Origin of the sequence: Burkholderia sp. LS-044, from assembly GCF_004803625.1 — a bacterium.
In the GTDB taxonomy this organism is placed as follows: Bacteria; Pseudomonadota; Gammaproteobacteria; order Burkholderiales; family Burkholderiaceae; genus Burkholderia; species Burkholderia cepacia.
Genome location: NZ_SSWO01000005.1, coordinates 532,070 through 558,646, shown reverse-complemented (window position 1 = coordinate 558,646; position 26,577 = coordinate 532,070). Strand labels below are relative to the sequence as shown.

The 26,577-nt window shown below is 68.4% G+C and carries 24 protein-coding genes and 1 pseudogene; 9 read left to right on the top strand and 16 right to left on the bottom strand.

Features of this window, described 5'->3' with window-relative positions; all coding sequences use genetic code 11:
* Nucleotide 1: 1 nt before the first annotated feature.
* A complete protein-coding gene (gene kdgD / locus E9536_RS16855; RefSeq protein ID WP_136470209.1) occupies nucleotides 2-916 on the top strand; it encodes a 5-dehydro-4-deoxyglucarate dehydratase in 915 nt (304 codons plus the stop codon).
* Between the two features lie 181 nt (nucleotides 917-1,097).
* Here kdgD and E9536_RS16850 read toward each other — a convergent pair whose 3' ends face one another.
* Both E9536_RS16850 and E9536_RS16845 read right to left on the bottom strand, forming a co-directional pair.
* Nucleotides 1,098-1,649 carry a hypothetical protein gene (locus tag E9536_RS16850; protein ID WP_021159300.1) on the bottom strand — a complete coding sequence of 184 codons (552 nt, stop codon included), beginning with the start codon at nucleotides 1,647-1,649 and terminating at the stop codon, nucleotides 1,098-1,100.
* Nucleotides 1,650-1,985: 336 nt separating this feature from the next.
* Nucleotides 1,986-3,563: an aldehyde dehydrogenase (NADP(+)) gene (locus E9536_RS16845; RefSeq protein ID WP_124532396.1), complete on the bottom strand. Its 1,578-nt coding sequence runs from the start codon at nucleotides 3,561-3,563 to the stop codon at nucleotides 1,986-1,988.
* A 245-nt stretch (nucleotides 3,564-3,808) separates the two neighbouring features.
* On the opposite strand from E9536_RS16845, the gene E9536_RS16840 reads away from it, so the two are divergent.
* Nucleotides 3,809-5,188 carry an MFS transporter gene (locus E9536_RS16840; protein WP_124532394.1) on the top strand — a complete coding sequence of 460 codons (1,380 nt, stop codon included), beginning with the start codon at nucleotides 3,809-3,811 and terminating at the stop codon, nucleotides 5,186-5,188.
* 61 nt (nucleotides 5,189-5,249) lie between these two features.
* On the opposite strand, the gene E9536_RS16835 is transcribed toward E9536_RS16840, so the two are convergent.
* Nucleotides 5,250-5,975 (bottom strand): site-2 protease family protein, encoded by a 726-nt coding sequence (locus tag E9536_RS16835; RefSeq protein WP_021159298.1) that lies wholly within the window; start codon nucleotides 5,973-5,975, stop codon nucleotides 5,250-5,252.
* Complete coding sequence (locus E9536_RS16830) at nucleotides 5,972-6,943, bottom strand: DUF2167 domain-containing protein (protein ID WP_060205795.1); 972 nt, start codon at nucleotides 6,941-6,943, stop codon at nucleotides 5,972-5,974. Before E9536_RS16830 ends, E9536_RS16835 begins: the two co-directional genes overlap by 4 nt.
* Nucleotides 6,944-7,137: 194 nt before the next feature.
* Between E9536_RS16830 and E9536_RS16825 the strand changes: the two genes are divergently transcribed.
* Entirely contained in the window at nucleotides 7,138-7,986 is an 849-nt protein-coding gene (locus tag E9536_RS16825; protein WP_060173954.1) for a helix-turn-helix transcriptional regulator, read from the top strand.
* Nucleotides 7,931-8,184, top strand: a pseudogene (locus E9536_RS42650) (hypothetical protein); the annotation flags it as partial. The gene E9536_RS16825 and the pseudogene E9536_RS42650, both read left to right, overlap by 56 nt.
* A gap of 60 nt (nucleotides 8,185-8,244) precedes the next feature.
* Here E9536_RS42650 and E9536_RS16815 read toward each other — a convergent pair.
* Nucleotides 8,245-8,871: a LysE family translocator gene (locus tag E9536_RS16815; protein ID WP_060083753.1), complete on the bottom strand. Its 627-nt coding sequence runs from the start codon at nucleotides 8,869-8,871 to the stop codon at nucleotides 8,245-8,247.
* Between the two features lie 155 nt (nucleotides 8,872-9,026).
* Here E9536_RS16815 and E9536_RS16810 point away from each other — a divergent pair, with 155 nt between their 5' ends.
* Nucleotides 9,027-9,491, top strand: a complete 465-nt coding sequence (locus E9536_RS16810; RefSeq protein WP_042974902.1) for an Lrp/AsnC family transcriptional regulator — start codon at nucleotides 9,027-9,029, stop codon at nucleotides 9,489-9,491.
* Here the strand turns inward: E9536_RS16810 and E9536_RS16805 are convergent.
* The 5 genes from E9536_RS16805 to zigA are packed head-to-tail and all read right to left on the bottom strand — an operon-like array spanning nucleotide 9,488 to nucleotide 14,187.
* Nucleotides 9,488-10,864: a dihydroorotase gene (locus E9536_RS16805; RefSeq protein ID WP_136470208.1), complete on the bottom strand. Its 1,377-nt coding sequence runs from the start codon at nucleotides 10,862-10,864 to the stop codon at nucleotides 9,488-9,490. The two genes, E9536_RS16810 and E9536_RS16805, sit on opposite strands and share 4 nt — an antisense overlap.
* Before the next feature lie 3 nt (nucleotides 10,865-10,867).
* Entirely contained in the window at nucleotides 10,868-11,428 is a 561-nt protein-coding gene (locus tag E9536_RS16800) for a carbonate dehydratase (RefSeq protein ID WP_136470207.1), read from the bottom strand.
* The gene (locus tag E9536_RS16795; protein WP_136470206.1) at nucleotides 11,428-12,006 is read right to left on the bottom strand and encodes a 6-carboxytetrahydropterin synthase; all 579 of its coding nucleotides are present in this window, start codon (nucleotides 12,004-12,006) and stop codon (nucleotides 11,428-11,430) included. The genes E9536_RS16800 and E9536_RS16795 overlap by 1 nt, the downstream gene beginning before the upstream one ends.
* Nucleotides 12,000-12,920 carry a GTP cyclohydrolase FolE2 gene (gene folE2, locus E9536_RS16790; protein WP_136470205.1) on the bottom strand — a complete coding sequence of 307 codons (921 nt, stop codon included), beginning with the start codon at nucleotides 12,918-12,920 and terminating at the stop codon, nucleotides 12,000-12,002. The genes E9536_RS16795 and folE2 overlap by 7 nt, the downstream gene beginning before the upstream one ends.
* A gap of 58 nt (nucleotides 12,921-12,978) precedes the next feature.
* Nucleotides 12,979-14,187, bottom strand: a complete 1,209-nt coding sequence (gene zigA, locus E9536_RS16785) for a zinc metallochaperone GTPase ZigA (RefSeq protein ID WP_211097465.1) — start codon at nucleotides 14,185-14,187, stop codon at nucleotides 12,979-12,981.
* Between the two features lie 184 nt (nucleotides 14,188-14,371).
* On the opposite strand from zigA, the gene E9536_RS16780 reads away from it, so the two are divergent.
* Nucleotides 14,372-15,181: a hypothetical protein gene (locus E9536_RS16780; protein ID WP_136470203.1), complete on the top strand. Its 810-nt coding sequence runs from the start codon at nucleotides 14,372-14,374 to the stop codon at nucleotides 15,179-15,181.
* A 16-nt stretch (nucleotides 15,182-15,197) separates the two neighbouring features.
* Here E9536_RS16780 and E9536_RS16775 read toward each other — a convergent pair whose 3' ends face one another.
* Genes E9536_RS16775 through E9536_RS16750 form a run of 6 tightly spaced genes read right to left on the bottom strand, consistent with a single transcriptional unit; the run spans nucleotide 15,198 to nucleotide 21,421 of the window.
* Nucleotides 15,198-16,409 (bottom strand): acyl-CoA dehydrogenase family protein, encoded by a 1,212-nt coding sequence (locus E9536_RS16775; protein WP_060083758.1) that lies wholly within the window; start codon nucleotides 16,407-16,409, stop codon nucleotides 15,198-15,200.
* Nucleotides 16,406-17,257 carry a hypothetical protein gene (locus tag E9536_RS16770; RefSeq protein WP_021159288.1) on the bottom strand — a complete coding sequence of 284 codons (852 nt, stop codon included), beginning with the start codon at nucleotides 17,255-17,257 and terminating at the stop codon, nucleotides 16,406-16,408. The genes E9536_RS16775 and E9536_RS16770 overlap by 4 nt, the downstream gene beginning before the upstream one ends.
* 54 nt (nucleotides 17,258-17,311) lie before the next feature.
* Entirely contained in the window at nucleotides 17,312-17,968 is a 657-nt protein-coding gene (locus E9536_RS16765; protein WP_060083759.1) for a methionine ABC transporter permease, read from the bottom strand.
* On the bottom strand, nucleotides 17,961-19,142 hold the full coding sequence (locus E9536_RS16760) for an ATP-binding cassette domain-containing protein (protein ID WP_136470202.1): 1,182 nt from the start codon (nucleotides 19,140-19,142) through the stop codon (nucleotides 17,961-17,963). The genes E9536_RS16765 and E9536_RS16760 overlap by 8 nt, the downstream gene beginning before the upstream one ends.
* An 18-nt stretch (nucleotides 19,143-19,160) precedes the next feature.
* Nucleotides 19,161-20,579 (bottom strand): LLM class flavin-dependent oxidoreductase, encoded by a 1,419-nt coding sequence (locus tag E9536_RS16755; RefSeq protein ID WP_136470201.1) that lies wholly within the window; start codon nucleotides 20,577-20,579, stop codon nucleotides 19,161-19,163.
* An 11-nt stretch (nucleotides 20,580-20,590) separates the two neighbouring features.
* Complete coding sequence (locus E9536_RS16750) at nucleotides 20,591-21,421, bottom strand: MetQ/NlpA family ABC transporter substrate-binding protein (protein WP_027790482.1); 831 nt, start codon at nucleotides 21,419-21,421, stop codon at nucleotides 20,591-20,593.
* 422 nt (nucleotides 21,422-21,843) lie between these two features.
* On the opposite strand from E9536_RS16750, the gene E9536_RS16745 reads away from it, so the two are divergent.
* From E9536_RS16745 to E9536_RS16735, 3 genes are all read left to right on the top strand, one after another.
* Nucleotides 21,844-23,208: a 2-hydroxycarboxylate transporter family protein gene (locus E9536_RS16745; protein WP_021156390.1), complete on the top strand. Its 1,365-nt coding sequence runs from the start codon at nucleotides 21,844-21,846 to the stop codon at nucleotides 23,206-23,208.
* A gap of 115 nt (nucleotides 23,209-23,323) precedes the next feature.
* Nucleotides 23,324-25,207 (top strand): ATP-binding protein, encoded by a 1,884-nt coding sequence (locus E9536_RS16740; protein ID WP_027790481.1) that lies wholly within the window; start codon nucleotides 23,324-23,326, stop codon nucleotides 25,205-25,207.
* Nucleotides 25,197-26,558 carry a sigma-54 dependent transcriptional regulator gene (locus E9536_RS16735; protein ID WP_027790480.1) on the top strand — a complete coding sequence of 454 codons (1,362 nt, stop codon included), beginning with the start codon at nucleotides 25,197-25,199 and terminating at the stop codon, nucleotides 26,556-26,558. The genes E9536_RS16740 and E9536_RS16735 overlap by 11 nt, the downstream gene beginning before the upstream one ends.
* Nucleotides 26,559-26,577: the final 19 nt, after the last annotated feature.

Here is a 26,577-nt window from a genome sequence, read left to right as displayed (position 1 = left end):
CATGACTTCACCGCAAGAACTCAAACAGATCATCTCCCACGGCCTGCTGTCCTTTCCGCTGACGGACTTCGACGCCGACGGCAGCTTCCGCCCGTCCACCTATGCCGAGCGCCTGGAATGGCTCGCGCCGTACGGTGCGAGCGCGCTGTTCGCGGCCGGCGGCACCGGTGAATTCTTCTCGCTCACGCAGCGCGAGTATTCGGACGTGATCCGCGTCGCGACGGAAACCTGCAAGGGCAAGGTGCCGATCCTCGCCGGCGCGGGCGGCGCGACGCGCGTCGCGATCGAATATGCACAGGAGGCCGAGCGCCTCGGCGCGAGCGGCGTGCTGCTGATGCCGCATTACCTGACCGAAGCCAGCCAGGAAGGGATCGCCGAGCATGTCGAGCAGGTGTGCCGCGCACTGAAGATCGGCGTCGTGGTGTACAACCGTGCGAATTCGAAGCTGAACGCCGACATGCTCGAGCGCCTCGCCGATCGTTGCCCGAACCTGATCGGCTTCAAGGACGGCGTCGGCGAAATCGAAAGCATGGTGACGATCCGCCGCCGCCTCGGCGACCGCTTCGCGTATCTCGGCGGCCTGCCGACGGCCGAAGTCTATGCCGCCGCGTACAAGGCGCTCGGCGTGCCGGTGTATTCGTCGGCCGTGTTCAACTTCATCCCGAAGACGGCGATGGAGTTCTACGAGGCGATCGCGAAGGACGACCACGCAACGGTCGGCCGCCTGCTCGACACGTTCTTCCTGCCGTACCTGAAGATCCGCAACCGCCGCGCGGGTTATGCGGTCAGCATCGTGAAGGCGGGCGCGAAGCTCGTCGGCCACGACGCGGGCCCCGTGCGGGCGCCGCTCGTCGACCTCACCGAGGCCGAAGCGGCCGAACTCGACGTGCTGATCAAGAAGATGGGCTCGCAGTAAGCGGGTACGGCCTGCGCGGCGCCTTGATCGGCGCCGCAGGCCGGTTGTCGCGTCGCGTGCCGGTTCGACGGTATCGCGACCGTCCGCAGCAGTATCCGCGCCCGCATCCGCCGCGACGAGTGCCGCCTCCGGCGCGACGCTTCGCGTGACGCCAACCCGCCTCGCAAGCCGGCCGGCCGCGTCACATCTGCGCGATGATTCCGACGATCCGGTGGCGCACGTTCGCGAGCCTGACCCGCGTCGCCTCGATCTGCCCCTGCGTCCCGGCCCGCGCGCGTGCATTCGATTCGCCGTCGAGGATCTGCCCGAGCACGTCGCGGTCGACGACCGCATCGAAGAACCGGCCGACCGTGATCGTCGCCGACTGCTTCGCGGTCGCGAGCTGGCTGTTCGCCTGCAGCAGTGCTTCGGTGCGCAGGCCCGGGTCGCGTTCGTCGATGCCGCGCCGGTACTGGAGCGCGAACACCAGCGCTTCCATGTCCTGCCGGAAACGGCGCACGGCTTGCCCGAACACGAGCGAATGCGCGTCGGCGCCCGTGACGACGCGCCCCTGGTTGATCGTCACGTCGAATTCGCTGCCGCCCAGGTCGCGCTGGAATTCCAGCAGCGCATTCGCGAGCACGCGCCCTTCGCTGTACTGGCCGACCTGGGTGCGCACGGATTTCGCGACGTCGCCGATCGCTTTCCACAATCCGGCCGCGAACAGGTGATCGCCACGCTTGTTGATGTTCATCGGGGGTTCCCTCGTTGTCTTTTGTCGGTCTCTCAGGCTTGCCTGCGGGCCGGCCGGCCCGAGGCTTCGCTACTGTAGGAGAAAACCGGGGGACGGGGAAGACGGCAAGATCCACGGCAGTCACGTACCCCGAGGCCGCTGCTCCGACCGCCGACTTCCATGCTGCCCCGACATGATTCTTGTCGACACTTCGAACAAACCCATCAGCACCGAAACCCGCCATGCAAAAAAGGCGGACGCGGCCCACCGGCCACATCCGCCTTTTGGTTTCCGCGTGCCGGCACCGACCCCGACGCACTGGCCGCCGGAAATCACACGCTCAATCGTCGCCGCCCGTCACTCCGCCTTCCCGTCCCGCAGCCGCGGAATCGCGAGCGGATTCTTCTCCTGCAGCCCTTCCGGCAGCAGATCGTCCGGGAAATCCTGGTAGCACACCGGGCGCAGGAAACGCTCGATCGCCGTCGCGCCGACCGACGTGACGGACGGGTTCGACGTCGCGGGGAACGGCCCGCCGTGCACCATCGCGTCACACACCTCGACGCCGGTCGGGTAACCGTTCACGAGCAGGCGCCCGGCCTTGCGTTCGAGGATCGGCAGCAGCCGGCGGGCCAGCGGCTTGTCGTCGGCGTCCATCTGCAGCGTCGCCGTGAGCTGGCCCTCGAGCGCGTCGAGCACGCGCGCGACTTCGTCGAGATCGCGGCAGCGCACGATCAGCGACGCCGGGCCGAACACTTCGTGGCTGAACGCCGGCTCGGCCAGGAACGCCTGCGCACCGACTTCGTACAACGCGCCGCCGGCCTGGCAGTCGGTCTGCGCGGCCTCGCCCACGCCGATTTCGCGCACGCCCGGCAGTTCGGCCAGCTTGCCGCGGCCATGGCGATACGCATCGGCGATCCCGGGCGTGAGCATCACGCCGGCCGGCTTCTTCGCGAGCGCCTGCGCGGCAACGGATTCGAAGCGGTCGAGCTCGGGGCCGTCGATCGCGAGCACGAGGCCCGGATTGGTACAGAACTGGCCGACGCCGAGCGTCAGCGAATCGACGAAACCCGTCGCGATCGCATCGCCGCGCGCGGCGAGCGCCGCAGGGAACAGCACGACGGGGTTGATGCTGCTCATTTCCGCGTAGACGGGAATCGGCTGCGGGCGGGCATTCGCGATCTGCACGAGCGCCATGCCGCCCTGCCGCGACCCCGTGAAGCCGACGGCCTGGACCGCCGGATGGCCGACGAGCGCCGCGCCGATCACGCGGCCGGGGCCGATCAGCAGCGAGAACACGCCGGCCGGCATCCCGGTTTTCGCGACGGCGGCGCGAATCGCGCGGCCGACCAGTTCGGACGTGCCGAGGTGCGCCTCGTGCGCCTTCACGATCACCGGGCAGCCGGCCGCGAGCGCCGACGCCGTATCGCCGCCGGCCACCGAAAACGCGAGCGGGAAATTGCTCGCACCGAACACGACGACGGGCCCGAGCCCGACTTTCTGCAGCCGCAGGTCCGAGCGCGGCAGCGGCGTGCGGGCAGGCTGCGCGGGATCGATCGACGCGGCGAGGAAGCGGCCGTCGCGCACGACACGCGCGAACAGCCGGAGCTGGCCGACGGTGCGGCCGCGCTCACCCTGCAGCCGCGCGACGGGCAGGCCCGTTTCAGCGTGCGCGCGCTCGATCAGCGCGTCGCCGAGCGCGACGATTTCATCCGCGATCGCGTCGAGAAACGCCGCGCGGGCCGCGAGTGGCTGCGCGCGGTACGCGTCGAACGCGTCGCGTGCGAGTTCGCATGCACGCTCGATGTCGGCCTGCGCCGCGACGCCGAATGCCGGCGCATCGATCGGCGCGCCCTTCGACGGGTCGAACGCGCGCAAGGTACCGGCCGAGCCGGCGACCGCTTCGGCGCCGATCAGCATCTCTCCTGTCAGTTGCATGGGTGTGCTCCGTGGTTCGGGAATGATGGGCTCATTGTAGCCCAACAGATACGATGTCTGCCGACATGATTTTGCGATTCACGCGGGTCGTCGATCTTGCCACACAATGCGCGAATCCCTTATTTATTCGGCCCATGCCCAAATGGTGGACGTTTTGCGTCGTACCCAACGGGAAAACCCGAGGTTTCCGGGGTCGACCAACCCACATAAACTCCGCACCATGTCATACGACGACGTACATTAAAGTGCCGAATCAGACCACCCCTCGCGATCTTCCGCTCGACCTCGCGCGCACCGCGCGCCGGACCGCCGTGCGCTACTGGATCCTGGCGATGCTGTTCGTCGTCACGACGCTCAACTATGCGGATCGCGCGACGCTGTCGATCACCGGCACGCCGATCCGCAAGGCGTTCGGCATCGACCCGGTGACGATGGGCTATATCTTCTCGGCGTTCAGCTGGGCGTACGTGCTCGCGCAACTGCCGAGCGGCTGGCTGCTCGACCGCTTCGGCGCGCGCCGCGTGTATGCGGCCAGCATCTTCCTGTGGTCGGCGTTCACGCTGCTGCAGGGCACGATCGGGCTCGGCGGCAGCGCCGCGTTCGCGGTGGCCGCGCTGTTCGCGATGCGCTTCGCGGTCGGCATCGCCGAGGCACCCGCCTTTCCCGCGAACGCGAAAGTCGTCGCGAGCTGGTTCCCGACCGCCGAGCGCGGCACGGCGTCCGCGATCTTCAACGCCGCGCAATACTTCGCGGCCGTGGTGTTCTCGCCGCTGATGGCGTGGCTCACGCATGCGTACGGCTGGCACCAGGTGTATCTGTGGCTCGGCCTCGCGGGCATCGCGCTCGCGTTCCTGTGGCTGCGGGTCGTGAAGGATCCGGCCGACCATCCGGCCGTGAACCGCGCGGAACTCGAGCATATCGAGCAGGGCGGCGGCCTCGTGCGCACGTCCGTGCGCGGCACCGACGGCCTGCGCTCGGAAGGCCGCCGCGTGGCGGGCTGGTACTACGTGCGCCAGCTGCTGTCGAACCGGATGCTGATCGGCGTGTATCTCGGCCAGTACTGCGTGAACGTGCTCACCTATTTCTTCCTCACATGGTTCCCGATCTACCTCGTGCAGGCGCGCGGGATGTCGCTGCTGAAGGCCGGCTTCATGACGTCGCTGCCCGCGATCTGCGGGTTCCTCGGCGGGGTGCTCGGCGGAATGCTGTCGGACGGGCTGATCCGCCGCGGCGTGTCGCTCACGCTCGCGCGCAAGATTCCGATCGTCGGCGGGATGGCGCTGTCGATGGTCATCATCGGCTGCAACTACGTCGACAGCGAAGCGCTCGTGATCGTGCTGATGGCCGTGTCGTTCTTCGGCAAGGGCATCGGCTCGCTCGGCTGGGCCGTCGTCGCGGATACCGCGCCGAAGGAAGCGATCGGCCTGTCGGGCAGCCTGTTCAACATGTTCGGCAACACGGCCGGCATCGTCGCGCCGATCGCGATCGGCTACCTCGTCGGCGCGAGCGGCTCGTTCAACGGCGCACTCGTGTTCGTCGGGCTGAACGCGCTCGTCACCGTGTTCAGCTATCTCGTGATCGTGAAGGACATCAGGCGCGTCGAGCTGCGGCATCGCGACGCGTGAGATTCGGCGAAAAGGGAAGAAAAACGACGGCGGCCGCGTAACAGCGGCCGCCGTTTTTGCATCAGGCCGCGGAATGCGCGACGCGCAGCATGTCGTGCACGCCGGACGTCATCAGCGCGAGGAACGCGAGCAGGCCGACGTAGCAGAGCGCGTACGTCGTCTTCGTCTCGATCGACGTCGCGTAGTACACGCGATTCTCCGGCGCGTCGGGATCGTAGCGCCACGCGCGCTTGAGCTGCGGCAGCGCGAGGATCGCCATCACGATCAGCAGCGGGCTCGGCCGATACACGAACAGCGCGATCAGCACGGGCACGCCCGCGAACCAGATGCGCGGCGACAGCACCGCGGTGATCCGCCCGCCGTCGAACGGCGACAGCGGAATCATGTTGAACAGGTTCAGGAAGAAGCCCGTGTACGACAGCGCGAGCAGCAGGTTGCTGTCGTAGTGGCGCGCGGCCGCGTAGCAGGCCAGCGCACCGAGCGTGCCGACGAACGGCCCGGCGAGCCCGACGTACGCCTCGGTTTCCGCGTCGTGCGGCATCTCCTTCAGCTGGATCCACGCGCCGACGAACGGGATGAAGGTCGGCAGCCCGACGTCGAGCCCGCGCCGCTGCGCGGCCACGTAGTGGCCGGCCTCGTGCACCAGCAGGAGTGCCACGAAACCGGCCGCGAACCGCCAGCCGTAGAACAGCGCGTAGACCGCGATCGACGCGAGCATGGTGCCCGCCGACACGAGCACCTTGCCGAGCTTGAGGCCGCCGAAGATCAGCAGCAACAGCTTCGTCATTCCTTGCGCTCCGTGGCGGATGCATCGGACATGCCGGACGCGCCGGACGCATCGGCGACGGCCGGCACCGCGGCCGGTTTCGGCTTGCGCCCGAAGAAGCGTTTCAGCGCGGCGCCGCCGGCCAGCAGCGCAACCGCGCCCACCTTGAAGAACTTCACCGCGAACGCGCCGATCAACGCGAGCAGGCCGAGCTTCTTCGCGCCGACGCCGACGATCAGCGCCGCGAGGCCATACTCGGCGACGTGGTCGGTCGACTTGTTGAAATCGGCGTAGCGCTTGCCGTCGTTGAAGCTGATGTTCGACAGCAGCTCGTCGGCCGACGCCTTGTATTTCGGCAGATCGGCGAGCGTCGACGCCATCGTCAGCGACAGGTAGCCGTCGCGGCCGAGCACGAGCGTCCGGTAGTTCACGCCGTCGTTTTCGGCGTTCGGGGCCGCGCCCTTGTCGCGGATGATCGCGGACCACACGAGCCGGTGCGTGGCCGCGTCGTACGCGGGCGCCTTCGCCCAGCCGACCACCTCGGTTTCGGGCAGGCCGCGCTCCTTGCGCCCGGGGTTGTCTTCCTCGGTGCCGGCCTGCAGGCTCTTCAGCAGCTCGTCGGGTTTCCAGTCCTTCGCGTCGTCGTCGCGGATATAACCGCTCGGCTCGAACGACACGACCGAGATCCAGTCGGCGTCGGGATCGTCGGGCAGCACGAGGCCGACCAGCCTGGTTTCGTCGATCGAGTTGCCCATCGAGCGCAGGTAGCGGCCGGCTTCGGCGGCCGGCACGAACGATTCGCCGGCTTTCAGCTTCAGCACGGCTTCGTGTTTCACATCGATGTCGGTCGGGCCCTTCACGACCGCGTCGTTGGCGGCGGCGGCCGCGGCCCTCATTTCCACCTGCGCGGCTTCGGTCTGCGCGTGGCCGCTGATCGCGGTGAATGCAAGCGTCGCCATGCAGGCGAGCCGGACGGCAAGTTTTTTCATTGTTGGATTCCCCTGGAATGCCTTGTCGTAAATATGCACGGCGTCGGCCCTTGCGTTTTCAATCGCGGGTCCGGCGTCGTCTCTCAGTTGGCACGGGGGCTATGGTAACGCAGCGCCGCGACACGCCCGGGGAGGCGCGATGCTTACGTCGCAGGTAATGCCCAAGGCACTCGGGATTGCCTATCATCTGCTGCATGAACCCGACCGCCGCCCTCCACTCGCCCTCCCCGTCAGCCGGCCGCGCGTCCGGCATCGGCCCGCTGCTGCGCACGTGGCGACAACGCCGGCGCCTGAGCCAGATGGCGCTCGCGCTCGACGCGGACGTTTCCGCGCGCCACCTGAGCTTCGTCGAATCGGGCCGCGCGCAGCCGAGCCGCGAGATGGTGCTGCATCTCGCGGAGCGTCTCGACGTGCCGCTGCGCGAACGCAATGCGCTGCTCGTCGCGGCCGGCTTCGCGCCGCTGTTTCGCGAACGGCCGTTTTCGGATCCGCAGCTCGATGCCGCGCGCCATGCGGTGGAAGCCGTGCTGCGCGGCCACGAGCCCTATCCGGCGCTCGCCGTGGATCGTCACTGGACACTGCTCGCCGCGAACCGGATGCTCGGCGCGCTGGTCGCGCAGGCCGATCCGTCGCTGCTGCAACCGCCCGTCAACGTGCTGCGGCTGAGCCTGCATCCGGACGGCCTCGCGTCGCAGATCGTCAACTGGCACGAGTGGCGCGCGCACATCCTGCATCGGCTGCAGCGGCAGATCGATGCAAGCGGCGACCGCACGCTGCACACGCTACGCGACGAACTCGCCGCGTATCCGGCACCGGCCGGCCAGCCCGACGACACGCATGCGCGCACCGATTTCGCGGATATCGCCGTGCCGTTGCGGCTGCGCACGGCGGCCGGCGAACTGACGTTCTTCAGCACGACGACGGTGTTCGGCACGCCGGTCGACGTGACGCTGTCGGAACTCGCGATCGAGGCGTTTTTCCCCGCGAATCCGGAGACGGTGGAAGCAATGCGGGCGCTCGCGGACGCTTTGCCCGCGCAATAACGCGTGCGCCACGGAGCGTGAAGGAAAGCGGCACACGAACGCCGGCTTCCAGGCCAACGCCGGTGCTGCCGATGCAGTTGCGCTCGGCATCGACAGCTCGGCATCCGCGACCGGCAGCGTCGCGATCGCCCGCGCGACGGCCTCCGCGGTAAATGCGGTCGCCATCGGCGAGGGCGCGAATGCGGCCGACGCGAATTCCGTGGTGCCAGGTTCGAAAGCGGCCACGCGCGCGACGACACGTGCACGAGCGCCCCGCCATCAGCGACGCTCGAGCGCCAGCTTCACCCCGAGCCCCAACAGCACCACCCCGCTGACGCGGTGCATGCGCGTCAATATCCGCGGGTTGCGGCGAATCGATGCGGACAGCAGGCCGGCGAACACCGCAACCGGCCCCTTGACGAGAAACGTCAGGCCCGCGAAGGTCGCGCCCAGCACGAACAGCGACAGCATCGGATGCGCGGCGCCCGCCGGCACGAACTGCGGCAGGAACGCCAGATAGAACAGCGCGATCTTCGGATTCGACACGTTCGACAGCGCGCCTTGCGCGAACGTACGCAGCCGCGATGCCTGCGCGCCGTCGCCGCTCGCGAGCGTCAGTTCGCCCGACGAGCGCAACAGCGTGATGCCGAGGTACAGCAGGTACAACGCGCCGACCACCTTCAGCGCCGTGAACAGCCATTCGGACGCCTGCAGCAGCGCGCCCAGCCCGAGCGTCGCGAGCATCGTGTGCACGAGCAGCCCGACGCTGACGCCCGCGGCGGTCACGAGGCCCGCGCGCGTGCCGTCGGACAGCGTACGCGACATCACGAGCACCATGTCCTGGCCCGGTGTGACGATGATCAGCAGCGACGTTGCGATGAACGGCAGCCAGGATAGATGCGACATGGGAAAGCTCCTGAACGGGATTGCCGGCGGACGGGAATCGCCCGGCCTGTCGTCGGATTATCGGCGCCTTCCCATGGAGATTGGATGCGTATTCGGCTACTTCGACTACCGATTTTGGCGCTATTCTCTAACATTCACCGCTCGGGTAGTCAAATATGTCAATCAAACTGGATGCAATCGACCGGCGCATTCTGCGTGCGTTGCAACGGAATTCGAACCAGACGAATGCCGAACTCGCGCAACAGGCCGGACTGTCCGCCACGCCCTGCCTGCGCCGCGTTCACCTGCTCGAGGAACAGGGCGTGATCGACGCGTATGTCGCGCTGCTGAACCCGGCCGCCGTCGACCTGCGATTCACGGCGTTCGTGCGCGTCACGCTGGAGCGCCAGGACAAGACGACGGTCGAACGCTTCGCGCGCGAGATGGAGCAGGCGCCCGAAGTGCTCGAATGCCACCTGATGGCCGGCAGCTACGACTATCTGCTGCGCGTGATCGCCCGCGATCTCGACGACTACCAGCGCTTCCAGATGGAAACGCTCACGCAGATCGAAGGCGTTCGCAACGTCGAAACCGAGATTCCGCTGAAGCGCATCAAGCAGACGGTTCGCCTGCCGATCTAGGCGTCCAGGAACGTGACGGCCTGCCCCTGCGGCTGCCCGTTCAGCGCGCCGTCTCGCACCACGACCTGGCCGCGCACGACCGTATGCACGGGCCAGCCCGTGACCGCGCACCCGTCGTACGGCGTCCAGCCGCTGACGCTGGCGATCCATTCGTCGCGGATGATCCGCCGCGCGCGCAGGTCGACGATGCTGAAATCGGCGTCGTAGCCCACCGCAATGCGCCCTTTGCCCGCGATGCCGAAGACGCGCGCCGGCCCGGCGCTGGTCAGGTCGACCAGTCGTTCGAGGCTCACGCGGCCCGCGTGCACGTGATCGAGCATCAGCGGCAGCAGCGTCTGCACGCCGGTCATCCCGCTCGGCGACTGCGGATAGGGCCGGCGTTTTTCGTCGCGCGTATGCGGCGCGTGATCGCTGCCGATCACGTCGACCACGCCGTCGCGAACGGCCTGCCACAGCGCGTCCCGATGATGCCGTTCACGCACCGGCGGATTCATCTGCGCGAACGTGCCGAGCCGTTCGTAGCAATCGGGGGCATGCAGGCTCAGGTGATGCGGCGTGACCTCGACAGTCACGCGCTGCCGGTGCCGCGCGAGCAACGCCATTTCCTCGGCGGTGGACACGTGCAGCACATGCAGCCGGCGGCCCGTCTCGGCGGCCAGCGTGACGATGCGCCGCGTCGCCTCCAGCGCGCTTTGCACATCGCGCCAGCGCGGATGGTCGCGCACGTCACCGCTTGCTTCGACGAGCGCCCGGCGTGCGCGCAGCCGCGCTTCGTCCTCCGCGTGCACGGCCATGCGCCGCCGCCCGTTGCGCACGATCCGGCGCAACACGGCTTCGTCGTCGGCCAGCAGGTCGCCGAACGAACTGCCCATGAAGACCTTCACGCCCGCGCAGCCCGGCAGCGCTTCAAGCGCCGGCAACCGTTCAGCGTTCGCGGCCGAGCCGCCGATGTAGAACGCGTAGTCGCACCACGCGCGGCCGCGCGCGCGTTCCAGCTTGGCCTGCAGATCCTGAGCGGTCAGCGTCAGCGGATGCGTGTTGGGCATCTCGAAGATCGTCGTGACGCCGCCGAGCACCGCGCCGCGCGTGCCGGCCTCGATGGTCTCCTTGTGCGTCAGGCCCGGTTCGCGGAAATGCACCTGGCTGTCGACGACGCCCGGCAGCACATGCAGGCCGCCGGCATCCAGGAGAACGTCGGCGCTCCACGTGCCATGCAACGCACCCAGCGCGACGACACGGCCATCCACGCACGCGACGTCGACCTGCTCGGCACCGTTGGGTGTCATCGCCGTGCCGCCGTGCACGAGCAGGTCGACATGGCGTCGCTTCAGCGCGTCGCGCGCGCCCTCTTCACGTCGAACGGGTTCGTCCATGGCTCAGAACTCGTTCTGGATGTGCTTGTAGCCCAGCACCAGCGCATTGTTCGTGCGCGCGACGTCCTCGGAGAAGTCGCTCGCGTCGGCCGTCACCTGCGGCAACACAGCGAGATCGGTTTCCGGCCCGATGCGCTCGGTCGAGCGCACGTAGAAGCCCGGCGGCAGGTGGCAGCCGTCGACGACCGCGTTGTAGCGCACCACGCAGCCGTCGTCGATGGTGCAGTTGAACAGCACGCTGTTGAAGCCGACGAACACGCCGTTGCCGACCTTGCACGGCCCGTGGACGATCGCGCGATGCGCGATCGACGTGTGCTGGCCGATGGTGACGCTCGCGCCCGACTTCGAATGGATCACCACGCCGTCCTGGATGTTCGAATGCGTACCGATCACGATCGGCGCGATCCGGCCGTCGCCATCCGTTTCGTCGGCGCGGATCACCGCGTACGGGCCGATGAACACGTTCTCCTCGACGATCACGAGCCCGCACAGAATGGCGGTCGGATCGACGAATGCACTCGGATGTATCTGCGGCAGGTCGCCGCGCGGGTTCTTTCTGATCATCAGGATTCCTGTCTTGACATCGAACGGCCGCGCTTGATCCGCTCGAACAGGCCCGGATCGCGCCACTGTCCGGCGATGGCCGGCGCGAACACGATGTCGTCCAGATCGATGCGGCCCATGCGCGGGTTGAACGCATCGTCGCGAAAACACTGCGCGTAGCCGGTCTCGGTTTCGTGAATGATGATCGAATGCAGCCGCACGCCGGCTTCGCCGTTCGACATGCGCGTGCAGGACAGCGCCGCATCGACGAGGCGAAAGAACACGCGCGAGAACTGCTCGGCGCTCGGCGACACCGGCAGCAGCACCCAGCGCTCGGAATGCCGGCGCATGCTCTCGACATAGCAGGGATCGTCGTCCGACCACAGCGTCACCGCGTGGTCGAACGCGTCGATCAGGTCGCGCACGTCGCCCTTGAGCAGCCCGAAGTCGTAGATCATCTGCCCGTGGTCCAGCGCATGCGCCTCGAGCAGCAGCTCGACGCGATACGAATGGCCGTGGATCGAATGCGAGCAGCGCCGCGTGCTGCAGCCGCGCACCACGTGCGCGTTCTCGAACCGGAACAGCTTGCGGATCAGCATGCGTCGGCGCCTTCGCGAACCGGCGCGGCCCAGGCCACCGCATCGTGCGGGTGCAGGCTTTCCAGATGGCGCACGTGCACGCGCGAGTGCGCATGGCGGCCGTCCAGCGCGGCCTGGACCCGGCGCGCGGCATCCTCGACGAACATCAGGTTGCCGCCGTTCAGCACCGCGAACGCCTGCTCGTCCGCGCGTTTGACGGCCGTCTGCACCGGCGTGCCGAGCGCGTGCTCGATGCGATCGATCAGGTCGATCAGCCCGAGCGTCGCGCCATCGGCCGGCAGCCCCACGCTGACGACGGCTTCGCTACGCTGGCTGTGCGGCGTGGCCGCCGTCGCATGCCGTTTCAGCCACGCGGCGACCGCTGCCGGTTCCACGCGATCGTCGCGGCCGAACGCCGCCAGGAACGCCTGTTCGACCCAGTGCCGCGACAGCGCGGCCGAGCACGGGCACGTCGACGAATAGACGACCGTCACCTGCGCGCGCAGCTCGAACCCGACGTCGGTCAGCATCGCGTCGATCCGGACCGGATAGGCCTTCCACCCGGCAAGTCCGTCGGTCACCAGCGCGGCGCGGCGCGCCAGCAGGTCGAAGTGCAGCCGTAGCCGCGCACGGCGCGTGTCGCAGTCGCGATGGCTGTCGACCATCGCCTGCAGCACCGGCCGAAGGCCGGCCGGCGACAGCGCGGCGCCATCGCCGAGCCCGTCGAGCAGCCTGTACAGCCGCGACATGTGGATGCCCTTCACGTGCGGTGCGGGAAGGTCGACCTGCACGTCGGCACGCGCATGCACGTCGCGCCGGCAGCCGGGCTCGGCCACCGCAACGGGCAGGTCGATGCCCTGCATGCCGACCCATTCGAGCGGGCGGCGGCCCGGCGCGGCATCGGTCAGGGAGATATCGGGAAGGGGGGCATTCATGCTCGGGATCCGGTGGAGCGCCTTCTCCATCCGGATCGATGCAGGAAGCGCGTTCAGGTCAGGGCCAGTCGCGAAACGGGTTGTCCCACGTGGTCCAGTGTTCGGGGCCGGTGGCCATCTCGGCGTCGGTCAGCAGACACGCGTCGAAGCGCGCGCGCAGCGCGGGCTCGTCCATGTCCATGCCGATCAGCACGAGTTCCTGCCGCGCGTCGCCGACGCGCTCGTCCCAGCGGGCGCGGATCTGCGCGACGGCTTCCGCGTCCTGCGGCCAGCGCTCGGGCGGCACGGCCGCCCACCAGTGGCCGGCCGGCCCGTGCCGCGCGACCGCGCCGGCCTGCGACCACGAACCGGCGACGGTCGGATGGGTGGCCAGCCAGTAGAACCCCTTCGAGCGGACGACGCCCGGCCATTCGCTTTCGACGAGCGCGAAGAAACGCTGCGGATGGAACGGCCGCCGCGCGCGGTAGACGAAACTGCGGATGCCGTATGCGTCGGTTTCCGGCGTGTGCGTGCCGCGCAGCTCCTGCAGCCAGCCCGGCGCGCGCGATGCTGCGTCGAAATCGAACAGGCCCGTGTCGAGCACGCGCTCGAGCGGCACCTTGCCGAATTCGGCGATCTCGATCCTTGCCCGCGGATTCAGCCCGCGCAGCAGCGCGACCAGCCGCTCGCGTGCGCTGTCGTCGATCAGGTCGATCTTGTTGATCACGATCACGTCGCAGAACTCGATCTGGTCGATCAGCAGATCGACCACCGTGCGCGCATCCTCGTCGCCCATCGATTCGCCGCGTGACTGCAGGCTGTCGAGCGACGCGTAGTCGCGCAGGAAATTGAACGCATCGACCACGGTCACCATCGTGTCGAGCCGCGCGACTTCGCCGAGGCTGCGGCCGTCCTCGCCTTCGAACGTGAACGTCTCGGCCACCGGCAGCGGCTCCGAGATGCCGGTCGATTCGATCACGAGCTGGTCGAAGCGCCCTTCGCGCGCGAGCCGGTCGACCTCGATCAGCAGATCCTCGCGCAGCGTGCAGCAGATGCAGCCGTTGCTCATCTCGACCAGCTTCTCGTCGGTGCGCGACAGCCCTGCGCCGCCGTCGCGGACGAGCGCGGCGTCGATGTTGACCTCGGACATGTCGTTGACGATCACCGCGACGCGCCGGCCCTCGCGATTGTTCAGGATGTGGTTGAGCAGCGTCGTCTTGCCGGCGCCGAGAAAGCCGGACAGGACGGTCACGGGAAGCCGCGTGGACGGAGGGAGGGCGGTGCTCATCGGGCGATTCCGGAAGAGGACGTTGAGGAACGAATGATATATTGTATCGCAACGATATAACATATCATTTTGAACGTCCAGCAGATCGGCCACGGTGCAGCGCTTCGGCACCGCGCGTGGCATGCCGATTGAAAGGTGTGGTTGATAAGCTTGCCGGCGAGACCGTTGGCCGACTACCTACACGATGAACAAGAAAATACTGACCGCGTTGTCACTCTGCGCCGCGCTGCCCGGCGTCGCCCTCGCCCAATCGATCGCCGCGCCGACACTGAAGCCCGGCGATACCTGGACCTACATCAACACCGTCGAAATCGGCCCGAACGGCTGGCGCCAGTCGCGCGACGAGGTTACCGTGCAGCGGACGACACCCGGGCACATCTACATCGAAACCCGGCAAAGCGGCACGACGCAAGCGCCGCACGAATTGATCGTCGACGCGGACTGGAGCCGCGCGCGCAGCGTCAACGGCACGGAAACCGTGGTGAACCGCCCGTTCACGTTTCCGCTGACGGTCGGCAAGACCTGGGCGATCAGTTATGCCGAGACGAACCCGAATCCGCAGCATGCGTCGGAAGCGTACGACACGCATTACAAGGTCGTCGGCCGCGACACGGTCACGGTGCAGGGCGGGAAATTCGATGCGATCAAGATCGAAGCCGAAGGCACGTGGAAGGCGCAAAACGCGCCCGGGCAGTCGATCACGTCCGGCTTGTCCCGCACCGTGAACGGCTCGACGATCCTGATGCAAAGCCACAACAACGGCACGGCGGAACAGACCGGCAAGACCTACAAGGCGTTCTGGTACGTGCCGGCGGTCGGACGCTGGGTGAAGTCGGTCGAGGAGTACTACGACTCGAACAGCATGCGCACCGCACGCTATACGAACGAACTGGTGTCGTACCGGCGCGCGGGAACGGAAGGCGGCGCGCCGCTGCCCGCTCAGCCCGCGCCCGCACCGATGGCGCCGGAAGGCACGCCCCCCGGCGATCAATGACCCGGCGCGCGCCCGCTTACGTATAGAGCGACGCCGGCGGCAATTCCCCGGTCAACGCGAACCGGCCGACGTCACGCAGCCGATAGTCGAGCGGATCGTGCAGCGTATGCGTACGCGCGTTGCGCCAGAAGCGGTCGAGGCCGAGCGACGCGGCCGTCGCGCGCGCGCCGCATGCGTCGAACAGCGCCTCGCCGTTGTCGAGCGCCGCGCGCTGCGCGACGATCTTCGCCTCCGATACCGCGAGCGCCACCTCGGCGCGCTCGTCCGCCGTCAGCGCATCCTGCCGCGCCCACGCGCGCTGCAACGCGGCCGCCGCGCGATCGGCCAGCGCCGCCGCGGCGATCGCCCGCACGCGCATGTCGCCGAAGCGCTGCAGCGTGTACGGATCGTCGCTTGCCTGCGCGACCTCCGACTGTATCCATGGGCGGCCATGCTTCAGCACGTAGTCGCGCGCTTCCGCCAGCGCACCTTCCGCGAGCCCGACGAACAGGTTCGTCAGCACGAGCTGAGACACGAGCGTGCGCAGCGTCGCGCGCGGTGTCGGCGGCGCCTCGGAGCGGTGCAGCACCTCGTCCGGCGCGAGCGTCACGCCGTCGAAGCTCACGCTGCCGCTGTCGGTCTGGCGCTGGCCGATCGGGTCCCAGTCTTCGTTGACCGTGATCCCCGCGCGATCGGTCGGCACCACGCCGAACACGGTGCGGCCCGCTTGCGGATCGTGCGCGGACACCGTCATGCGCTGCGAGCCGCGCGTGCCCGAACAGAAGCCCTTCACGCCGTCGAGCCGGTAGCCGCCGTCCGGCGTCGCGGTCGCCGCCAGCCGCGTGTCGAGCGGGTTGACCGCATTGCCCCACCACCAGCGATGCTCGACCGTGCCGCGCAGATAGCGTTCGCGCTGTGCCGCGCTACCCCACACGTCGACGCTCACCACCTGCAGGATCTGGAACCCGACCAGATGCGCGAGCGCGCTGTCGACGCGCGCGATCCGCCGGATCGTGTCGTAGATCGCCGGCCACCCGGCTTCCTGCCCGCCGAATTCGCGCGGCACCGCGAGCGTCAGCAGGCCCGCGTCGGCGAGCCACTGCTTTTCCTGCGCGGCGTGGCCGCCCGCGCGATCGCGCGCGGCGGCGGTTTCGCGCAGCGTTTCGATGACGCGCGCCAGTGCGTCCGGATCGACGGCTGACACATCCGTTGCAGCGGCGAGCGTCGCCGGGCCGCGGGGATCGTTCATGCGACGGCTTCCTGTTCCTGGGTCGAGACAGCTTCCGACAACGGCACGAGTTTCCCGAGTTCGCGCCTGCCGGTCAACCGCGCGAGGATCTCGCGCCGCCAGTCGTCGTAGATCGCGCGGTATTCGGCGATATCCGCGCCGAACACGTGCGCGGTGTGCGCGTACTCGTCGTGCAGGTAACCGTCGAGCCGCGCCTGCGTTTCCTCGTCGGCCGCGATCACGCGATCGATCAGCGCGTCGCGTTCGGCCGCCGGCAGCGCCTTCAACGTGTCGAACCACCACTGGACGATCTGCACGCGATGCCACTCCTCGTCCGGCCGGATCCGGTTCTCGCCATGCTCGCGCATCGCGCTGTCGCCGATACGGCCGGTCTTGCGCTGGATCCACAGCTTCGCGAGGATGTGCAGCTCGTAATGCCACTCGAACGCGAGAAAGCCCGCGACGTCGCGCACCGCGATGTCGCCGATGCGCGCCCAGTGCGCGGCGACGAGCCGGTCGATTTCCGGCAGCGGATCGCGCCCCGTCAGTTCGGTCACGCGCTCACGGCCGATCACCGCATGCGCGCCGTCGTCGCCGAGCTGGCGCGACAGGATCAGCTGGAAATGCGGGTCGTCGCGGAACAGCGTGTCGATCGCCTTCGCGACGACCTGCACGATGAACAGGTCGTGCGACGCCATCTTCGTGTAGTAGTCGGCGACGGCGGCCAGTTCGTCTTCGCCGCGCGGCTCACGCGGCGGTGTCGCCAGCTTGTCCGGGAAGCCGGGACGATGGCGTCGTGCGACGTCCAGGAACAGCGCTTCCTCGAATTGTCCGTTCCATTCGCGCGGCGCGCCGATGGGTAAGGTCATGGGTATCGTTCTCTCAGGGTCTTCAATGAAAAGAGCCGGCGCTTGTGGCGCCGCTCAGGTACGCCGGGTCACGCGTCGGACCAGGCGGTCGCCCGTGATTTGCACGGCCGAAACGAGTGCGATCAGGATCACGATCACGGTCGCCATGACGGTCGTGTCGAAACGCTGATAGCCGTAGCGGATCGCGAGATCGCCGAGCCCGCCCGCGCCGACGGCACCCGCCATCGCGGTCGAGCCGATCAGCGCGACGACGGTGATCGTGAAGCCGCCGAGCATGCCGGGCAGCGCCTCGGGCAGCAGCACGTGCCAGACGATGTGACGGCGCTTCGCGCCCATCGCGAGCGCGGCCTCGATCAGCCCGCGATCGACTTCGCGCAGGCTCACCTCGGCGATCCGCGCGAAAAACGGGATCGCGGCGATCGACAGCGGCACGACGGCCGCCCACACGCCGATCGTCGTGCCGATCAGCACGCGCGTGAACGGCAGCAGCGCGACGAGCAGGATGATGAACGGCGTCGAGCGGAACACGTTGACGAGCGCGCCGAGCACCGCGTTCACGCCGCGCCGCTCGTAGATGCCGCCGGGCGCCGTCGTCACGAGGATCACCGCGAGCGGGACGCCGAGCAGCGCCGCGACCGCGGCCGACGCGGCGACCATCGACAGCGTGTCGCGGATCGCGTCGAGCAGTTCGGGCCACCAGAGATCAAACATAGCCGAGCACCTCCGCGTGATTCGCGTGGCGGCGCGCGCGTTCGAGCAGCGCCGCCACCGCACCGCCGCGGGCCGCCGGCTGGCCGGCGTCGTCCGCGCGCGGCGTCGCCGCGATCACGAGCCGCCCTTGCGCATGCCCCTGGATGCGCTCGATCCCGCCATGCAGGAAACGCACCGAGCCGCCGAGCGCCGCCGCGAGCGCGCCGACATCCGGCTCGCCGCCGCTCTCGCCCGTATAACGGACGTCGAGCACGACCTGTGCGCCGTCGGGCAGCGCGGCCTGCTCGGGCAGCGGCTGCACGCGCGCGGCCAGTTCGGCCGGCAGGTCGTGCACGAGCGTGCTGAGCAGCGCGCGCGTCGCGCCGTGGCGCGGATCGCCGAACACGCGCCACACGGGACCCGTTTCGACGACTTCGCCTTGTTCGATCACCGCGACCGTGTCGCACACCGCGCGGATCACTTCCATCTCGTGCGTGATCAGCACGATCGTCAGCCCGAGGCGACGGTTGATGTCGGCGAGCAGCGCGAGGATCGACTGCGTCGTCTCGGGATCGAGCGCCGAGGTCGCCTCGTCGCACAGCAGGACCTCGGGATCGTGCACAAGCGCGCGGGCAATGCCGACGCGCTGCTTCTGCCCGCCCGACAGGCTGGCCGGATACGCGTCGCGTTTCGCGGCGAGCCCGACGAGTTCGAGCAGCGCCTCGACCTTGCGCACGCGCTCGGCCTTCGGCACGCCGGCGATCTTCAGCGGCAGCGCGACGTTCTCGAACACCGTCTTCGCGGACAGCAGGTTGAAATGCTGAAACACCATGCCGGTGCGACGCCGCAGCGCGACGAGCCCGTCCTCGTCGAGCGCGCCGACGTCGACGCCCTGCACGCGCACGCGACCCGAACTCGGCCGCTCGAGCCCGTTCACGAGCCGCAGCAGCGTCGACTTCCCCGCGCCGCTGCGGCCGATGATGCCGAACACCTCGCCGCGCCGCACGTCGAGCGTCACGTCGCGCAGCGCGGCGGCCTGGCCGCGCGGCGTCGCGAACACCTTGCCGACCTGCTCCAGCGACACGGCGGCGCCACCGGCGGCGGCCGCGGCCGCCGCGTCATGCGGGCCGGCAACGGTGCCGGCACGCGCGGCCGATGCATCGACGAAACCCAGCGTATCGAACAATTGCGTCATCGCTTCGCTCCGTCACGTTCAGGCATGCGCGGGATGCGCGGGTTCGGATGCCGGCACGGCAGCCGGCCGGTGCTGCGCGCCCGTGTGCCACGCGGGCAGGCGCGGGCCTGCGCCGAACAGTTTCTCGCGCAGCGTCGGCGCGGGATCGTAGTCTTCCTTGTAGACGCCGCGGTTCTGCAGCTCGGGCACGACCCAGTCGACGAAATCCTCGAACGACTCGGGCATCACGGTGCGCGTCAGGTTGAAACCGTCGATGCCCGTCTCGTCGATCCACGACTGCAGTTCGTCCGCGACCTGCGACGGCGAGCCGACGATCGGCGCATACCGGCCGCCGAGCGACATCTGTTCGAGCATCCGCCGCACGGTCCACGTGCCGGTCGTGCTCTTGCGCGAGATCGCGTCGACGGCCGACTGGATCGAGTCGGTCCTCACGTACGAGATCGGTTCGTCAAGGCCGTACTTCGCGAAGTCGATGCCGGTCGAACTCGCGAAATGCGCGAGGCCCGCTTCGGGGCTCGCATAGCGCCGGTATTCGTCGAACTTCTCGCGCGCAAGAAGTTCGGTCTCGGCCGTCACGACGCTCACGCCGGCAAAGATCCTGATCGACGCCGGATCGCGCCCCTGCCGCGCGGCAGCCGCACGGATGTCGAGCGCCGCCGCACGCGCGGCGGCCTTGCTCTGCCCGTTCACGAACACGCATTCGGCGTGACGGCCCGCGAACTCGACGCCGCGCGCGGACGAACCGGCCTGGTACAACACCGGCGTGCGCTGCAGCGACGGCTCGCTCAGGTGGATCGCATCGATCGAATAGAAGGGCCCGTCGTGCTTCACGCGCCGCACCTTGCCCGGCTGCGCGAACACGCGCGCCTGCGCATCGCGGATCACCGCGTCGTCGTCCCAGCTCTGCTCCCACAGCTTGTAGACGACGTCCATGTAGTCGTCCGCGCGCTCGTAGCGGTCGTCGTGACCGATCTGCTGCGCGAGGCCCATCCCGCGTGCGGCGCTGTCGAGATAACCGGTGACGATGTTCCAGCCCACGCGCCCTTTCGTCAGGTGATCGAGCGTCGACATGCGGCGCGCGAACAGGTAAGGCGGCTCGTAGGTCAGGTTCGCGGTCACGCCGAAGCCGAGATGCCGCGTGACCTGCGCCATCGCGGGCACCAGCAGCAGCGGATCGTTAACGGGCACCTGCACCGATTCGCGCAGCGCGGCATCGGGGCCGCCGCCGAACACGTCGTACACGCCGACGATGTCCGCGAGGAAGATCCCGTCGAACTTGCCGCGTTCGAGCGTTTTCGCGAGGTCGGCCCAGTAGTCGAGATCGGTGTAGTGCGCGGAGCGGTCGCGCGGATGCGTCCACAGCCCATGGTTGATGTGCCCGACGCAGTTCATGTTGAACGCGTTGAGCAGGATCTTCTTGCGGTTCGCCGTCGTCATGTGCGCCTCCGTCACCACGCGATCGCGTACAGCGAGCCGAACGCGTTGTCGAGTGCCTTGCGCACGGCCGGCGACTGCTGGTAGATCGCGATGAACTTGCGGATGCGCGGATCGTTCACGCTGTCCGGCCGCACGACCCACTGGATCGCGAAGATCTTGTTCTCGGTGCCGTCGAACAGCAGCGCGCTGTTCGGGTCGGTCGTGCCGGCGAGCTTGATGAAGCTCGGGTAGCCCTGCGCGAGATCGACGTCGTCGAGCGAACGCGCGAGTTGCGATGCCTCGAGCGGGATGATCTTCAGGTGCTTCGGGTTCGACACGATGTCGTGCGTCGTCGCGCGGTAGTCGGCGCCCGGCTTCAGCTTGATGAGCCCCGCGCGCTGCAGCAGCAGCAACCCGCGCCCGCCGTTCACCGGATCGTTCGCGATCGCGACCTTCGCGCCGTCCTTCAGCTCGCTGAAGCTTTTCACCTTCTTCGAATAGAGGCCGATCTTCATGATCGTGCCGGGCGCGATCGACACGAAGTTGTAGCCGCCCTGCTTGTTCGCGTTCTCGAGGAACGGGATGTGCTGGAAGTAGTTGACGTCGATGTCCTTGTTCGCGAGCGCCGCGTTCGGCGTATTCCAGTCGGTGAATTCGACGATCCGCACGTCGAGCCCCTGCGCCTTCGCCTCCTTGGCGGCAACCTTCAGCGCCTCGATCTGCGGGCTCGTCGAAATGCCGACCTTCAGCGGCGCGGTGTCGGCCCGCGCACCATTGAGCAGCGCGACGCCGAGCAGGGCGGCAGCCAGCAGGCGCGCGACGCGGCCGGCGGAAAGACGGGCGGAAAAAACGGCATGCAGCATGGGAACCACTCTCCTGTCCAAAGACGGTATCGACGGATGAGCGACGCCGCGGCGAACGCGCGGGCGTTCTCCGGACAAGGGTCAAGCGCGTCGGAAAAGGATCAGCCGATGATAGAGAGCGGAGCCGGGACGGTCTACGAAGCGATTGTGCGAAGAAAATCGCGCGCGGCGATATGGGCGGCGGCCACGCAGGATCGGCGGCCCGACCGGGCGCCCGGCCGAAATCTCGGCCTGGACGCCGGGCGAATTCCGAAATCTCGGCCAGCCGGCCGGGCCGTCATTTCCGCAGACGAAATAAATCCCTTATGAATCAATGGATTAAAAATATTCCGGCAGGCTGCATTTCTGGCATGGGGGTTGCGTAATAGACGGCACACGATGCCGCGAAGCGATGCAGGCATTCCAACATCAGGAGACACGTCTTGCAGACCTCTATCCATACCCCGTCCCATCCGGAGCCGGTTTCCAACGCCGTCGCCGCCCCGCGCGAGCGCTTCTGGCCGGAAGGTTGGTGGAAGCTGATGGAAATCCGCATCGGCATCATCCCGCTGCCCGTCTATTTCATCCTGCTTGCGCTGATCGTCGGCTTCTCGGTCACCGGCAAGGTGCCCGGCGAGATCTCGATGGCGATCGCGGTGCTCGCGTTCTTCGGCTTCACCTGCGCGGAACTGGGCAAGCGCTTGCCGCTCCTGCGCAACATCGGCGCCGCCGCGATCTTCGCGACCTTCGTGCCGTCGGCGCTCACGTACTACCACGTGCTGCCGAAGCCGGTGCTGAACCTGACGGTCGAATTCACGAAGTCGACCAACTTCCTGTACCTGTTCATCGCGTCGATCATCGTCGGCAGCATCCTGAGCATGGACCGGCGCGTGCTGATCCAGGGCTTCGTGAAGATCTTCATCCCGCTCGCGGCCGGCTCGGTCGCGGCCGCGATCGTCGGCACGGCGGTGGGTACCGCGCTCGGCCTCGGCGCGCGCCACACGCTGCTGTACATCGTCGTGCCGATCATGGCGGGCGGCGTCGGCGAAGGCGCGATTCCGCTTTCGATCGGCTATTCGGAACTGATGCACCTGCCGCAAGGCGAGATGTTCGCGATGGTGCTGCCGCCGGTGATGCTCGGCAGCCTGACCGCGATCATCCTGTCGGGCGCGCTCGACATGCTCGGCAAGCGCTTCCCGCACCTGACCGGCAACGGCCGCCTGCAGGTCGGCGAATCGGGCGACATGACGCCCGAGAACGAGGAAATCCGCGGCCACGTCGACGTCTCGCACATCGCGGGCGCCGGCATCACGGCGATCACGCTGTACCTGGTCGGCCTGATGGCGCACAAGCTGTTCGGCCTGCCCGCGCCGGTCGCGATGCTGTTCCTCGCGGTGCTCGTGAAGCTCGCGCGCGCGGTGTCGCCGCCGCTGCAGGAAGGCGCGTTCGTCGTCTACAAGTTCTTCTCGACCGCCGTCACGTACCCGCTGCTGTTCGCGATCGGCGTCGCGATGACGCCGTGGGACAAGCTGACCGCCGCGTTCACGATCGTCAACGTGGTCACGATCGTGTCGACCGTCGCGACGCTGATGGGCACCGGTTTCGTGGTCGGCCGCCTGATGAAGATGTACCCTATCGACACCGCAATCGTGAACGCCTGCCACAGCGGGCAAGGCGGCACCGGCGACGTCGCGATCCTCACGGCCGCGAACCGGATGCAGCTGATGCCGTTCGCGCAGATCGCGACCCGCATCGGCGGCGCGATCGTCGTCACGGTCACGCTGATCCTGATCGCACACTTCGGATGACGCGCCGCCGCGCGCTCCGTCGCGCAGGCCGCTTCGCACGCGCCGCCGCCGGCCTTGCCGGCGCGCGGCGCGCGTCGTTCGGGGCGTCGCTCCGGGCGGCCGGTTGCGGGCTTCGATGAGGGCGAACGTGCAGAAGAGCTTCAAGGGAATCCCGTGGTGGGGCTGGGCATCGGCCGGCGTGCTGTACGTGTGCGTGGCGGCCGCGGCCGTCGATTTCGCGTGGGAACGCGCGATCGACGCGCTCGAGGAAACCGGCGCGCATCGGCTCGACCTGTATGCGTCGAGCCTGAAGAGCGAACTCGGCCGCTTCGAGATCCTGCCCGGCCTGGTCGCGCGGCAGGACCGCGTGCGCGCGATGCTGAAAGCCGCGCCGCACGATGCCCCCGAGCTCGTGCACACGGTCGACACGTACCTCGAAGCCGTGAACCGCGACGCGGGCAGCGGCGCGGTCGACGTGATCGACCTGCAGGGCGACGTGATCGCCGCCAGCAACTGGAACGAAACGCTCAGCTTCGTCGGCACCAACGTGTCGTACCGGCCGTATTTCAAGGACGCGCTCGCGCGCGGCAGCGGCCGCTTCTTCGGCATCGGCACCAATACCGGCGTGCCGGGCGTCTACTTCGCGAGCGCGGTGCGCGACGACGGCGTGCCGATCGGCGTCGCCGCCGTGAAGATCAGCGTCGACCCGCTCGAATCGGCGTGGCGCGCGCCGGGCGTCGCCGCGATGGTCGTCGACGGCAACGGCGTGGTCGTGATCTCGACCGAACCCGCGTGGAAATTCACCGCGCTGCGCCCGATCACCGCGCAGCAGCAGCGCGACATCCAGGCGTCGCGACAGTACGCGGGCCGCACGGTCGACGCGCTGCCGTACCGCCGCATCGGCGACCGCAGCGCGGCCGCATGGTTCGGCACCTTTCCCGATCCGCGCCACGCCGGCCGCACCACACGCTATCTCGTGATGTCGCGCCCCGCGCCGCAGGCCGGCGATTCGCTGATGGTGCTGCTCGACATCGCGGGGGCACGGCGCCAGCAGCAGACGGCCTTCGTGTTCGTCACCGGCGCGTTCCTGATCGCCGCGCTGCTGGCCGGTTACGCGATCCAGCGCCGCCGCGCGATCGTCGCGCGGCTGAACGCGCAGGACGCGCTGCGGCGCGCGAACGACCGGCTCGAGCTGACCGTCGCGCAGCGCACGGCCGCGCTGACGGCCGCGAACGAACGGATGCAGCGCGAGATCGTCGAGCGCGAGCGCACCGAGCAGCGGCTGCGCGCGTCGCAGCAGGAAGTCGTGCATGCGGGCAAGCTCGCGGTGCTCGGGCAGATGGCCGCCGGCCTCACGCACGAGCTGAACCAGCCGCTCGTCGCGATCCGCACGCTGTGCGACAACGCACGCACGTTCTTCGAGCGCGGCCAGCCGGCGCCGGCGCTCGCCAATCTCGAACGGATCGGCAAGCTCGTCGACAGCATGGCCGTGCTCACCGGCGAGCTGAAGACCTTCGCGCGCAAGCCCGACGTCGAGCGCGTCGCGGTCTCGTTGAACGAGGCCGTCGCACATGCGCGGCTCATCTACGATGCGCGGATCCGCGACGAAGGCGTGCAGCTCGACGTGCACATCGCGCCCGGCACCGCCGTGTCGGCCGAATCGAGCCAGTTGCAGCAGGTGATCGTGAACCTGCTCGGCAACGCGCTCGACGCGGTCCGCGACGCGCCCGTGCGCCGCATCGTCATCGAGGCCACCGGGCCGGACGAAGCCGGCCGTGTGCGCGTCACGGTCGCCGACAGCGGCGCGGGCATCGCGCCCGAGGTGCTGCCGCACCTGTTCGAGCCGTTCGTCACGACCAAGCCGCGCGGCCAGGGCCTCGGGCTCGGCCTCGCGATCACGTCGCGCATCGTCGAGGCGTTCGGCGCGAAGATCGCCGCGACGAACCGCGACGAAGGCGGCGCGCAGTTCAGTATCGAATTCGCGGCGGCAACGCTGCAAAGGACAGAGCATGGAAGATGAGATTCGGGTGCTGGTCGTCGAGGACGATGAAAACGTCCGGATCGGCGTCGAGCAGGCGGTGGCGCTTGCCGGCTTCGCGGTCGATGCCTTCGCGTCGGCCGCCGACGCGCTTCATCACGTCGCGCCCGGCGCGCCGGTCGTGATCGTGTCGGACGTGCGGATGCCGGGCATCGACGGGCTGCAGCTGCTCGATCGCGTGATGGCCATCGACGCGCAGATCCCGGTCGTGCTGATCAGCGGCCACGCCGATATCTCGACGGCCGTCGGCGCGATGCAGGTCGGCGCGTACGACTTCATCGAGAAGCCGTTCTCGTCGGACGTGATCGCGGGGCGCGTCGCGCGCGCGGTCGAGAAGCGCCGCCTGACGCTCGAGGTGCAGGGCCTGCGCGCGGCGCTGAACAACTGGCAGGGCATCGAGGCGTTCGTGCTCGGCAAGTCTCCTGCGATGGCCGACGTGCGCAAGAAGATCCTGCGCCTCGCCGATACGTCGGTGTCGGTGCTGATCACCGGCGAAACGGGCACCGGCAAGGAACTGATCGCGCGCAGCCTGCACGACTTCGGCGGCCGGCGCGACGCGCATTTCGTCGCGCTGAACTGCGGCGGCCTGCCCGAGCAGGTCTTCGAAAGCGAACTGTTCGGCCACGAGGCCGGCGCGTTCACGGGTGCGATCAAGAAGCGCATCGGCAAGATCGAATGGGCGGACGGCGGCACGCTGTTCCTCGACGAGATCGAGACGATGCCGGTTCCGCTGCAGGTCAAGATGCTGCGCGTGCTGCAGGAGCGCGTGGTCGAGCGGCTCGGCGCGAACGAGCTGATTCCGGTGGACTGCCGCGTGGTCGCCGCGTCGAAGGCCGATCTTGCCGAACTGGCGGCCGACGGCCGCTTCCGCGCCGACCTTTTGTATCGCCTCAACGTCGCGCAGATCGAGCTGCCGCCGCTGCGCGAGCGGCGCGAAGACGTGCCGCTGCTGTTCGAGCATTTCGTGCTCGCGGCCGCACGGCGCTTCGGGCAGCCGGCGCCGGTCGTCACGGCCGCGCAGGTATCCGAACTGATGACGCACGCATGGCCCGGCAACGTGCGCGAGCTGCAGAACGTGGCCGACCGCTTCGTGCTCGGGCTGACCGGCGACAGCCTGCTGTCGTCCGGCGGCACGCCGGCCGCGGGCGGCACGCTCGCGGAGCAGCTCGCGTATTTCGAGCGGATGCTGATCGAAGACATGCTGCAGCGTCACAACGGCAACGTCGCGGAGGCCAGCGAAGCGCTCGGCATGCCGAAGAAGACGCTCTATCACAAGCTGCGCAACCTGCGGATTCCCGCGCGCGGCGACGCGGCAGCCGATGGCGGCGAATGACGCGAACGAGGACACGCAC

Excerpts from the sequence above, each read along its gene's own strand:
- kdgD (WP_136470209.1), top strand. The coding sequence starts at position 2 with ATGACTTCACCGCAAGAACTCAAACAGATCATCTCCCACGGCCTGCTG.
- E9536_RS16850 (WP_021159300.1), bottom strand. The coding sequence starts at position 1,649 with ATGAACATCAACAAGCGTGGCGATCACCTGTTCGCGGCCGGATTGTGG.
- E9536_RS16845 (WP_124532396.1), bottom strand. The coding sequence starts at position 3,563 with ATGCAACTGACAGGAGAGATGCTGATCGGCGCCGAAGCGGTCGCCGGC.
- E9536_RS16835 (WP_021159298.1), bottom strand. The coding sequence starts at position 5,975 with ATGACGAAGCTGTTGCTGCTGATCTTCGGCGGCCTCAAGCTCGGCAAG.
- E9536_RS16830 (WP_060205795.1), bottom strand. The coding sequence starts at position 6,943 with ATGAAAAAACTTGCCGTCCGGCTCGCCTGCATGGCGACGCTTGCATTC.
- E9536_RS16825 (WP_060173954.1), top strand. The coding sequence starts at position 7,138 with ATGAACCCGACCGCCGCCCTCCACTCGCCCTCCCCGTCAGCCGGCCGC.
- E9536_RS16815 (WP_060083753.1), bottom strand. The coding sequence starts at position 8,871 with ATGTCGCATCTATCCTGGCTGCCGTTCATCGCAACGTCGCTGCTGATC.
- E9536_RS16810 (WP_042974902.1), top strand. The coding sequence starts at position 9,027 with ATGTCAATCAAACTGGATGCAATCGACCGGCGCATTCTGCGTGCGTTG.
- E9536_RS16805 (WP_136470208.1), bottom strand. The coding sequence starts at position 10,864 with ATGGACGAACCCGTTCGACGTGAAGAGGGCGCGCGCGACGCGCTGAAG.
- E9536_RS16800 (WP_136470207.1), bottom strand. The coding sequence starts at position 11,428 with ATGATCAGAAAGAACCCGCGCGGCGACCTGCCGCAGATACATCCGAGT.
- E9536_RS16795 (WP_136470206.1), bottom strand. The coding sequence starts at position 12,006 with ATGCTGATCCGCAAGCTGTTCCGGTTCGAGAACGCGCACGTGGTGCGC.
- folE2 (WP_136470205.1), bottom strand. The coding sequence starts at position 12,920 with ATGAATGCCCCCCTTCCCGATATCTCCCTGACCGATGCCGCGCCGGGC.
- zigA (WP_211097465.1), bottom strand. The coding sequence starts at position 14,187 with ATGAGCACCGCCCTCCCTCCGTCCACGCGGCTTCCCGTGACCGTCCTG.
- E9536_RS16780 (WP_136470203.1), top strand. The coding sequence starts at position 14,372 with ATGAACAAGAAAATACTGACCGCGTTGTCACTCTGCGCCGCGCTGCCC.
- E9536_RS16775 (WP_060083758.1), bottom strand. The coding sequence starts at position 16,409 with ATGAACGATCCCCGCGGCCCGGCGACGCTCGCCGCTGCAACGGATGTG.
- E9536_RS16770 (WP_021159288.1), bottom strand. The coding sequence starts at position 17,257 with ATGACCTTACCCATCGGCGCGCCGCGCGAATGGAACGGACAATTCGAG.
- E9536_RS16765 (WP_060083759.1), bottom strand. The coding sequence starts at position 17,968 with ATGTTTGATCTCTGGTGGCCCGAACTGCTCGACGCGATCCGCGACACG.
- E9536_RS16760 (WP_136470202.1), bottom strand. The coding sequence starts at position 19,142 with ATGACGCAATTGTTCGATACGCTGGGTTTCGTCGATGCATCGGCCGCG.
- E9536_RS16755 (WP_136470201.1), bottom strand. The coding sequence starts at position 20,579 with ATGACGACGGCGAACCGCAAGAAGATCCTGCTCAACGCGTTCAACATG.
- E9536_RS16750 (WP_027790482.1), bottom strand. The coding sequence starts at position 21,421 with ATGCTGCATGCCGTTTTTTCCGCCCGTCTTTCCGCCGGCCGCGTCGCG.
- E9536_RS16740 (WP_027790481.1), top strand. The coding sequence starts at position 23,324 with ATGAGGGCGAACGTGCAGAAGAGCTTCAAGGGAATCCCGTGGTGGGGC.
- E9536_RS16735 (WP_027790480.1), top strand. The coding sequence starts at position 25,197 with ATGGAAGATGAGATTCGGGTGCTGGTCGTCGAGGACGATGAAAACGTC.